5 protein-coding genes and 1 tRNA gene are annotated in these 9,406 nt (G+C 73.0%); 2 read left to right on the top strand and 4 right to left on the bottom strand.

Annotated elements, in window-relative coordinates:
• Positions 1-158: 158 nt before the first annotated feature.
• A tRNA-Ser gene (locus ABEA26_RS33240) sits at positions 159-249 on the bottom strand.
• A gap of 167 nt (positions 250-416) precedes the next feature.
• Between ABEA26_RS33240 and ABEA26_RS33235 the strand changes: the two genes are divergently transcribed.
• Together ABEA26_RS33235 and ABEA26_RS33230 are read left to right on the top strand one after the other, a co-directional pair.
• Complete coding sequence (locus ABEA26_RS33235) at positions 417-881, top strand: SSI family serine proteinase inhibitor (RefSeq protein WP_345597413.1); 465 nt, start codon at positions 417-419, stop codon at positions 879-881.
• 290 nt (positions 882-1,171) lie between these two features.
• A complete protein-coding gene (locus ABEA26_RS33230; protein ID WP_345597411.1) occupies positions 1,172-5,791 on the top strand; it encodes a hybrid sensor histidine kinase/response regulator in 4,620 nt (1,539 codons plus the stop codon).
• A gap of 98 nt (positions 5,792-5,889) precedes the next feature.
• Here ABEA26_RS33230 and ABEA26_RS33225 read toward each other — a convergent pair whose 3' ends face one another.
• From ABEA26_RS33225 to ABEA26_RS33215, 3 genes are all read right to left on the bottom strand, one after another.
• Positions 5,890-7,566, bottom strand: a complete 1,677-nt coding sequence (locus ABEA26_RS33225; protein ID WP_345597410.1) for a long-chain fatty acid--CoA ligase — start codon at positions 7,564-7,566, stop codon at positions 5,890-5,892.
• 140 nt (positions 7,567-7,706) lie between these two features.
• The gene (locus ABEA26_RS33220) at positions 7,707-8,312 is read right to left on the bottom strand and encodes a SigE family RNA polymerase sigma factor (RefSeq protein ID WP_345597408.1); all 606 of its coding nucleotides are present in this window, start codon (positions 8,310-8,312) and stop codon (positions 7,707-7,709) included.
• Positions 8,313-8,790: 478 nt separating this feature from the next.
• Positions 8,791-9,117, bottom strand: coding sequence for a hypothetical protein (locus tag ABEA26_RS33215; protein WP_345597407.1), 327 nt, complete (start codon positions 9,115-9,117; stop codon positions 8,791-8,793).
• Positions 9,118-9,406: the final 289 nt, after the last annotated feature.

Raw genomic sequence — 9,406 nt, 5'->3', positions numbered from 1 at the left:
CCCGCGGCGACAGGAAGAACATTACATGACTGCCGCCGTCATGTGAAATCCGTTAGCCACACCCCTTGTGACCTGCGGAAACAAGCTCCGAAGCCCTCGCAGGGGCCGCGACGACACCGAAGCCCCGGCCGAGTGGGCCGGGGCTTCGGTGATCGGTGCGGAGGCGGAGGGATTTGAACCCTCGATGGGCTTTAAGACCCAAACCGCATTAGCAGTGCGGCGCCATAGACCGGACTAGGCGACGCCTCCAGACAACATCACCTCTCGCATGCGAGCGCGAGTGGCGCGTGCCGATGATGACACAGTCGAGCGCGCTGTCACCAATCGACGCCTACGGTACTAGGCGGGCGGGCCACAGGGCAAAGCCTTACGGCCCGGTCGCGCAACGTCCGGCGGGCCGACGCGTTAGTCCGGTCATGTTCCAGGTATCCCGTCTCCCCGCCGCCGCCCGTCTCCTCGGCGCCGCCGCCCTGTCCGTCGTCACCCTGGCATCCCTGGCCACCGCGCACCCGGCCTCGGCCGCCGGCGGCGAGGCTCGGGGCGCCGATCACCTGACGATCACCGTCCGGGACGCCGGAGCGGGCGCGGACGGCACGTACGAGCTGTACTGCCACCCCAACGGCGGCAGCCACCCCGACCCGGACGGCGCGTGCGCCGTCGCCGAGCGCGACACGCGGTGGGGGAAGGACACCTTCGCTCCCGTCCCGGAGGGCAGCGTCTGCACCATGCAGTACGGCGGTCCCGCCACCGCGCACGTCACCGGCACATGGGCCGGACGCCCCGTCGACACGACGTACGACCGCCGCGACGGCTGCGGGATCTCCCGCTGGGACCGCATGGTGCCGCTGCTGCCCGATGTGGGGACGCCGGGAGCGCCGTAGCCCGGGCGCGGTCCGTGGCCGGGACGCGATCCGGTCCGTGGCCGGGACGCGGTCCGTGAACCGGGACGGTCGTGGCTGCCGGACGGTCGTGGCCGGTCCCGTCTGGCGCCGGGAGGCGGCGCACGGTCGCCCGGTCACACGTTCTACGTCACTTTCTCGTGCGACCTCCGTCGCATCCCACACCGCCCGCCGGGCCCCAACCCTTAGACTCCCTCGCGTGACACGCTGTAGGCCGATTGGCAAGATGGCCCAAGCGGTCGGCAAGTGCGGTAACAGGAGGGAAGCGTCTCGTGAGCAGCAGGCCATCCCGAGGCGCTGCTCGCCTCGCAGCCATACTGGACGCCCTGCCGGACGCGTTGGTACTGGTCAACGCCAACGGCACCGTCGTCAACGCGAACACCATCGCGCTGGAGGCCTTCGAGGCTCCGGGCACCGCGCTGGTCGGGCGGGGGCTGCTGGATCTGCTGCCGCAGTTCGACTCGCGGCTCATCCCCGGGTCCATGCGGCGGCCCGACCACATTGATCCGCGGGCGCGCACCAAGCCGACGCGGATGGTCGCGCGGCGCACCGACGGGAGCGAGTTCCCGGTCGAAGTCACCAGCGCCAACCTGGAGACCGGCCAGCAGGCCTACGACAACTACGGCTCAACCGGCGACGAACTGCTGATGCTCGTCGTCCGCGACCTCTCCGGCACCGTCGACACCGAGGCCGAGCTGGCGCGTTCGCAGCGGCAGACCGAGATGATCCTGCGGGCCGCCTCCGAGGGTGTCGTGGGGACCGACACGGACGGACGGATCGTCCTCGTCAATCCGGCCGCCGCCCAGATACTGGGTTACCGGGCCAGTGACCTCGGCGGACGCGAGCTGCACACGCTCGTCCTGCACTCGCGGGCCGACGGCTCACCCTTCCCGTACGACGAGTCCCCGCTCGCCGACACCCTGCGCTCGGGCCGCAAGCACCGGGTGCGCGGACAGGTGGTGTTCGCCAAGAGCGGCGACCAGCTGCCGGTCGACCTGACGACCGCGCCCGTCCGCGACGGCGACCAGCTCGTCGGCGCCGTGATGACCTTCACCGACCGGCGCCCCTACGACGCGCTGGTCAAGGAGCACGAGGACGCCGAGCAGCGGCACGCAGAGGAGCTGGAGCGACTCGCCGAGGAGCATGCCTCCGAGCTGGCCGCACTGCGCCGGCAGCACGTGAGCGAGCTGGAGGAGCTGCGCGAGGAGCACGCGGAGGAGACCGCCGCCGACGCCGACCGCTACGCCGCGCTCGGGGAGCGGGAGAAGGACCGTTACGAGGCGATCGCCGCCCGGCACGAGCAGCTGCTCACCCTCCTGGAGGGCTCCCTGCGCGGACCCCTGGACGAGCTGCGCCAGGAGCTCGCCGCGCTGGCGTCGGACGACGCCGGGCAGCTGTGGCCCGAGGCCAACCAGGTCCTGCACCACCTGTCGGCCGGCTACTCGCGCATCACCACGCTCATCGACAACGTCCTCGGCTACCAGCGCCTCGACATCGGCAACGAGACGGTCGCCCGTACGAAGGTGATGCTCGACGCCGTCGTCACCGCCGGTGTCGACGGGGCCGTGGAACTGATCGGGCCGGGGCGCGTGCAGTTCGCCGTGCACGCGCCGCCCATCGAGGCCGAGGTCGATCCCCGGCTGCTGGCCACCGCGCTCGCCCATCTCGTCGCGGACGTGGCGGGTGTCGACGCCACCGGCAACTCGCCCGTGTCGGCGACGGGCGGCTACCTGGACAACACCGTCGTGGTCGCGGCGGCGCAGCGCGGCGCGGTCGTGCGCATCGAGGTGCGCGGGCCGTACGCCGGCGGAGACCCGGTGCACGAGCCGATCGTGCGCGGGATCGTGCGGGCCCACGGTGGCGTCCTGCAGACGCACGAGGTGCCGGGTATGAGCGGCAGCGCGTACGTGCTGGAGGTTCCGATCGGTGGTGGGGCGGGAGCCGTCGCGGCCCCGGCCCCGACCCGAGCACAGGCGGACGTACCGGTACAGGCGCAGCCGCAGGCCGCCGAGCTCGAGGGTGCGGCAGGGGCCGCGGGAGCCCCGGGGACGGGCAGCGCTCTGGCTGTTCCGGAGCCGGCTCCTGGTGGCGGACGGCGGCGCGCCCGGCGGGCGTCCGTGGACGCGTTCCTGGAGAGCGAGGTCGCGGGCGCGGCCGGCGAGGGAACCGACGGGACCGTCGCCGGTACCGCGGGCGGGGACGCCGCACCGACCGGGCGACGCAGGCGGCGTGCGGCCCAGGTCCAGGAGCAGGCCACCCAGGAACAGACACAGACCGCACAAGTACAGGCGCAGGCCACCCAGGACCAGGCGCAGGCCGCCCAGGACCAGGGCGCTCAGGACCAGGTTCAGGCCTCGGCCCCGCTTCCGGTTCCCGCGCAGGCGGCGCCGGGCGAGGGATCCGGTGGCACGGGGCGTCGGCGCGGGCGGCCCGCGGAGGCCACCGGAGGCACCGGTGCCTCCGACGAGGGCCTGCCCCAGGGAACGTCCGCCGGGGTGTCCGAGGGCGCCGTCGTCATGGCCGGCGAGCACGGCGGAGGGGCCGCGGCCTCCAACACCGGTCTTGGCGGGACCGTACCGCCACAGGGTGTGCCCGGGCCCGGCGGTCGACGCGCGCTACAGGACGGTGGCGAGCAACAGGCACTGCCTCCGGCGCTGCCCGCGCAGGCCGGCGAGGCGGACCCGGCCGACGCGTCACAGCCGACCGGGCGCCGGCGCCGCGCCCTGGCCTCCGCGAACGAGCGTGCGGCCGCGCAGGAGGCCGCTCCGCGTCAGGTGTTCGCCCTGCCGCCCGCCGACACGCACCAGCCGTCCGACGAAGCAGCGCAGCCGCACGGTGAGCCGCACGTGGCGGCGTACGGCGCGGCGGGCGGTGAGCCGCACGGTGCGACGAATGCCCGGGGAGCAACGGACACGTACGTGCCGGCCGGGGCCGTAGCGCCTGCGGCGACGCCCACCGGGCAGGTCCAGGTGCCCGGCCCGGCCGTCTCCGGTGACGCCCTGCTCGACGAGGGCCGGCACGACGCCGTACCGCAGGACCAGGCCGACGACCACACCCCGCCGCAGCCGCACCCCGCCGAGGCACCCACGGGACGGCGCCGCCGCGCCGGAGTGGCCCGGCAGACCGAAGGAGCGGTGCCGCTGCCGGTGCAGGGTGGCCCTGCACAAGGAGCCCCCGCCCAGGGTGGCCCCGTCCCCGCGCCGAACTCCGCGGGCCAGGGCCACGCACCCGCCCAGGCCGCACCGGCTTCCGCGCCGAGCCCCGGCCCCGCGGCGGCCGCCCATGCCGAGTCGCCCCTGCTCGCCGAGGCGGCCACCGACGGCGCGCAGCACGCCGGGGCCGGTCGGCCCGCCCCGCAGCCGTGGCCCGCCGCGGCCTCGGACGCTCCGGGGACCGGCACCCCCGTACCGCCGGACGGCGACCCCGCCGACCCCGCGCCGACGGCCGCACCCGGCACCGCCGGGCCCACGCCCCCCGCGCCCTTGGCTCCGGCGCCCGGGCAGGGCCTCCCCGCCAACACGCCGAGCCGGGGCACCCCGCTGCCGCCCGAGAACGCTCCGGCCCCCCGCGCGGCGCAGCCCCTGCCCGCCGAGGCGTCCGCGCCCGTCGACCCGAACTCGCCCCAGGGGCACGCGATCAGCGTGCGGACGCTGGGCCAGGGCATGCCGTTCAACCGGCAGGCGGTCCAGGTGCAGCGGCCGTCGGCCCCTCCCGCCTCTCACCAGCCGTCGGCCACACCCGCCCCGCACCAGCCGGGCGGCTCGGGCCGGCGCCGCAAGCTGGGTACGCCGCCCGACCCGGCCGCCACGGGATCGGAGCAGTCGGCCCGTCCGCATCCGCCGACCGACCGGTCGCCCACCGCCCCCCCGCAGTCGAAGAAGCAGCCGCAGGCCCAGCCTCACACCCAGGGGCAGGGACATCCGCAGGGACAGGGACAGGGACAGGGACAGGCGCACGGGCAGGGACAGGCACACGGGCAGGAGCGGCCGTCTCTGGCCGGTAATCAGCCCCGGCGCGCGCCGGTCACCGAGGGCGCCGGACGGTCGTACGCCATAGGGGCACCCGACAAGAACGCCGCCGAGGGTCCCGAGCCGCTCGACGGACCCGGCGGGGCCGTGGAGGTGGCGGATCCGCCGCGTCCGCAGCCGATGGACGACGAGCTGCCGCCGGAGCCGTTGGACAACCCGCGTCGGCTGCTGGTGTGGCCCGCGCCGGACGTCTCCACGCAGCAGGCACTCAGTGACCGCGGCTACCGGCCGGTGATCGTGCACTCGCGCGAGGAGGTCGACGCGCAGATCGCGGCGTTCCCCGCGGCGCTGTTCGTGGATCCGCTGACCGGGCCGATCACCCGTACGGCGCTCCAGTCGCTGCGGCAGGCGGCGGTGGCGGCCGAGGTGCCGGTGCTGGTCACGGCCGGGCTCGGGCAGGCCTCGCGCGACGCCGCTTACGGCGCCGACCCCGCCGTACTGCTGAAGGCGCTCGCGCCCCGGGACAGCGAGCAGCACCCGCCGCGTGTGCTGCTGATCGAGGAGCACGCGGAGATCGCGCTCGCGCTGACCGCGACGCTGGAGCGGCGCGGAATGCAGGTGGCACGGGCGGCCGGCGACGCCGACGCGGTGACGCTGGCGGGGCAGTTCCGGCCGAACCTGGTCGTGATGGACCTGATGCGGGTGCAGCGGGGACAGGCCGGGTACACCGGAATCGTCGACTGGCTACGCGCGAACGGACAGCTCAACCGCACCCCGCTCGTCGTCTACACCGCGGCTGTCGACCAGGCCGACCTGCCGCGGCTGGCCTCGGGCGAGACGGTGCTGTTCCTGGCGGAGCGTTCCACCAGTGGCGAGGTACAGTCCCGGATCGTCGAGCTGCTCTCGCGGATCGGGACCAACTGACGCCCGGAGCAGGCCGCCCGTCAGTACGCGCGTGTACGCCGGGTGGGAGAAGCCGGGTCCTGGCTTCTCCCACCCGGCGTACACGCGCGGGTCGTCGGTCAGAGCCGGGTGACGTCCAGGCCACCGTCGGCGTACTGCCTGCGCAGCACCTTCTTGTCGAACTTGCCGACGCTCGTCTTCGGCACCGCCTCGATGATCGTCCAGCGCTCCGGAAGCTGCCACTTGGCGATCTTGCCGTCCTCGGCGAGGAAGGCGCGCAGCGCCTCGAAGCCGACGCTCGCGCCCTCCTTGAGGACGACGGTGGCCAGCGGACGCTCGCCCCACTTGTCGTCGGGGACGGCGACGACGGCGGCCTCGGCGACGTCCGGGTGGGACATCAGGGCGTTCTCCAGCTCGACGGAGGAGATCCACTCGCCACCGGACTTGATGACGTCCTTGGCCCGGTCGGTGAGTGTGAGGAAACCGTCGGGGGAGATGGTGCCGACGTCGCCGGTCTTCAGCCAGCCGTCCTCGCTGAACTTGTCGCCGGGGCGCAGCGGCTCGGCGCCGGGGCCGTTGTAGTAGGCGCCGGCGATCCAGTTGCCGCGGACCTCCAGCTCGCCGGCGGACTCTCCGTCCCAGGGGAGCCGCTCGCCGCCGGGGCCGGTGAGCCGGGCCTCTACGCCGGCCGGGAAGCGGCCCTGGGTGAGGCGGTACGCGAACTCCTCCGGCGTGCCGACCGCATGCGCCGGCGGACGGGCGATGGTGCCGAGCGGAGAGGTCTCCGTCATGCCCCAGGCGTGGCAGACCCGCATGCCCAGTTCGTCGAACGACTCCATCAGGGAGGGTGGGCAGGCGGAGCCGCCGATGGTGACCTGGGTGAGGGTCGAGACGTCCCGGGGCCGGGCGGTCAGCTCGGCGAGCAGGCCCTGCCAAATGGTGGGGACGGCGGCGGCGTGCGTCGGCTTCTCGCTCTCGATCATCTCGGCGAGTGGGGCAGGCTGGAGGAAGCGGTCCGGCATCAGCATGTTGACGCCGGTCATGAAGGTGGCGTGCGGCAGTCCCCAGGCGTTCACGTGAAACTGCGGGACGACCACCAGCGAGGTGTCCTCGTCGGTCAGTCCCATCGACTGGGCCATGTTGACCTGCATGGAGTGCAGGTAGATGGAGCGGTGGCTGTAGACCACGCCCTTGGGGTCGCCGGTGGTGCCGGAGGTGTAGCACATGGCGGCGGCGGCCCGCTCGTCCAGCTCGGGCCAGTCGTACGTGGCCGGCTTCCCTGCGATCAGTTCCTCGTACTCGTGCACCTGGACGGACGCCCCGGCCAGCAGGGACCGGTCGCCCGGGCCGGTGACGACGACGTGCTCGACCGTCTTCAGGTGCGGCAGCAGCGGGGCCAGCAGCGGGAGCAGCGAGCCGTTGGTGATCACGACGCGGTCGGCCGCGTGGTTCACGATCCAGGCCAGTTGCTCCGGCGGGAGGCGGAGATTGAGGGTGTGGAGGATCGCGCCCATGGAGGGGATCGCGAAGTAGGCCTCGACGTGCTCGGCGTTGTTCCAGGCGAGCGTCGCGACCCGCTCGTCGCCCTGGACCCCGAGGTCCTCGCGCAGGGCGTGCGCCAGTTGTGCGGCGCGGGCGCCGATGTCGGCGAAGGAGCGGCGGTGCGGCTCGTCCTCACCGGTCCAGGTGGTCACCTGGGAGCTGCCGTGGATCGTCGACCCGTGGGTCAGGATCCTCGATATCAGCAGCGGTACGTCCTGCATCGTGCTCAGCACGGTGTCCTCCCGGGGCGACATTGCCTACGCGGCGGTAAGGGTTGCGCTGATTCTGCGCACATACCGCGCGGTATGTCACTACTCCCGGATGATCGATCAGTGCGGGTTGTCCGAGAGATGGCCCGGCGAGGTCGTCCGCCGACGGTCCACAGACCGGCTCACTATCGAACAAACCCCAGCTCAGAGTCCTCACGGAGCTTGCCGAGCGCCCGGGACACCGCCGACTTGACCGTGCCCACGGAAACTCCGAGCACTTCGGCCGTCCGGGCCTCGCTGAGGTCCTCGTAGTACCTGAGGACGACCATCGCCCGCTGCCTGGCGGGCAGCTTCATGATCGCCCGCCACATCGCGTCGCGCAGGGCCTGCCGCTCCGCGGGGTCGTCGCCGGCGGGCACGGACTCCGGCTCCGGCAGCTCGTCGCAGGCGAACTCGTCCACCTTGCGCTTGCGCCACTGCGACGTCCGGGTGTTCAGCAGCGCCCGGCGCACGTAGCCGTCCAGCGCGCGATGGTCCTCGATGCGCTCCCAGGCCACGTACGTCTTGGCGAGCGCGGTCTGCAGCAGGTCCTCCGCGTCGCTCGGGTTGGCGGTCAGCGACCGGGCGGTACGCAGCAGCACCGGCTGGCGGGCCCTCACGTACGACGAGAACGACGGGTACGGGAAGGTCTGCGCCCTCGCCGCGGCCATGGCTGGGACCTTGGCTCCGGCCATGGCCGGGGCCTTGGCTGTAGCGGCGTTCGAAGCGCTGGTGCAGACGGGTGCGGTCATGACTCAACGCTACGAGCGAGGAGGCGTGCGGCGGATCGGCCGCAGGTCCCGAAGCCGAGTCCGCCTCAGGTTGTAGGGGTGGTGTTGGCTGCACCTCCTGTAGGTGGACGAGGGGAGGAGGGGTACTGCGGGTCCCTGCGGGTTCACCCCTGCGGGTTCGCCCCGACAGGGCCTCGCCACGGAGCCCCCAGGAGGCCTCGCCAGGATTCTCCCGGCGCCTCACGGGGAACCTCCCGTGTCCTTCTCACCGAAACCCTCCCCCCGGGGGCTCGCAGGGACTTCCCGGGCCTCACCGGACCCCTTCCCGGGGCCTCTCGCAGGGGCCCTGCCGGGGCCTCGCAGTGGCCCGGTCGCACGCGAAAACGCCTGGGCGGCGATACCGAAGTACCGCCGCCCAGACGCCTTGCGACCCCATCAAGCACACCCGCACAGAGACTGAGTGGCCGGCGCGGGAGCGTGCCCGCGCCGGTCCCTCAGCTCACCACCACAGCGGGGAGAAGCTGACGGCCACGTTCTCGTTGCCCTGGTTGATCGCCGTGAACGCGGAGCCGTCGACCTGTGCGGTGTTGCTCTGGTTCGAGGCCCCCGAGCCGACCGCCTGCTGCTGCGTGGTGGCCGAGTTGCCGAGGTTGTCCCCGCCGACGCCACTTCCGAGGATGCCCGCGTAGGCCTCGGAGGCGGTCGCGTTCGATCCGTCGTCCGCGAAGGCGCCGTTGTCCGCCGTCGCCACGCCGCTGAAGAGGGCGGCGGCGAGCGGAAGGGCGGCGACAGCGGCGACGACGCGGGCGGTACGGATGCTTGCCATGTTGTTCCTCCAGAACCAGGGCGCACCGGCTTGCTGCCGACAACGCGAGAAGTACGTGAAGCAGAGCTGAGTGGAACTGTGGAGCTGAGGAGCTGAGGAGCTGAGTACGGCTGAGTAGCGCTGAAATAGAGCTGTTGCCAAGGCAGTTGGCCGACCGCCTCGACGCTGTGCACGACGTCGCGTGATCAGAGTTGCCCACCGAATCCCCGGCGAACCACCCTGGAAGCCCTGATTCGCCCTCAAGCGTGAGGACAAGTCGATAAACCCCTTCGCGCCACTTCTGTCCCAG

This window comes from Streptomyces marokkonensis (genome assembly GCF_039539045.1).
Classification (GTDB): Bacteria; Actinomycetota; Actinomycetes; order Streptomycetales; family Streptomycetaceae; genus Streptomyces; species Streptomyces marokkonensis.
Note: the sequence above shows the minus strand (reverse complement) of the source record. Positions and strands in the feature narration are given on the sequence as shown.

Coding starts and splice junctions, on each gene's coding strand:
- ABEA26_RS33220 (WP_345597408.1), bottom strand. CDS start 8,312: ATGACCGCACCCGTCTGCACCAGCGCTTCGAACGCCGCTACAGCCAAG.
- ABEA26_RS33215 (WP_345597407.1), bottom strand. CDS start 9,117: ATGGCAAGCATCCGTACCGCCCGCGTCGTCGCCGCTGTCGCCGCCCTT.
- ABEA26_RS33235 (WP_345597413.1), top strand. CDS start 417: ATGTTCCAGGTATCCCGTCTCCCCGCCGCCGCCCGTCTCCTCGGCGCC.
- ABEA26_RS33225 (WP_345597410.1), bottom strand. CDS start 7,566: ATGTCGCCCCGGGAGGACACCGTGCTGAGCACGATGCAGGACGTACCG.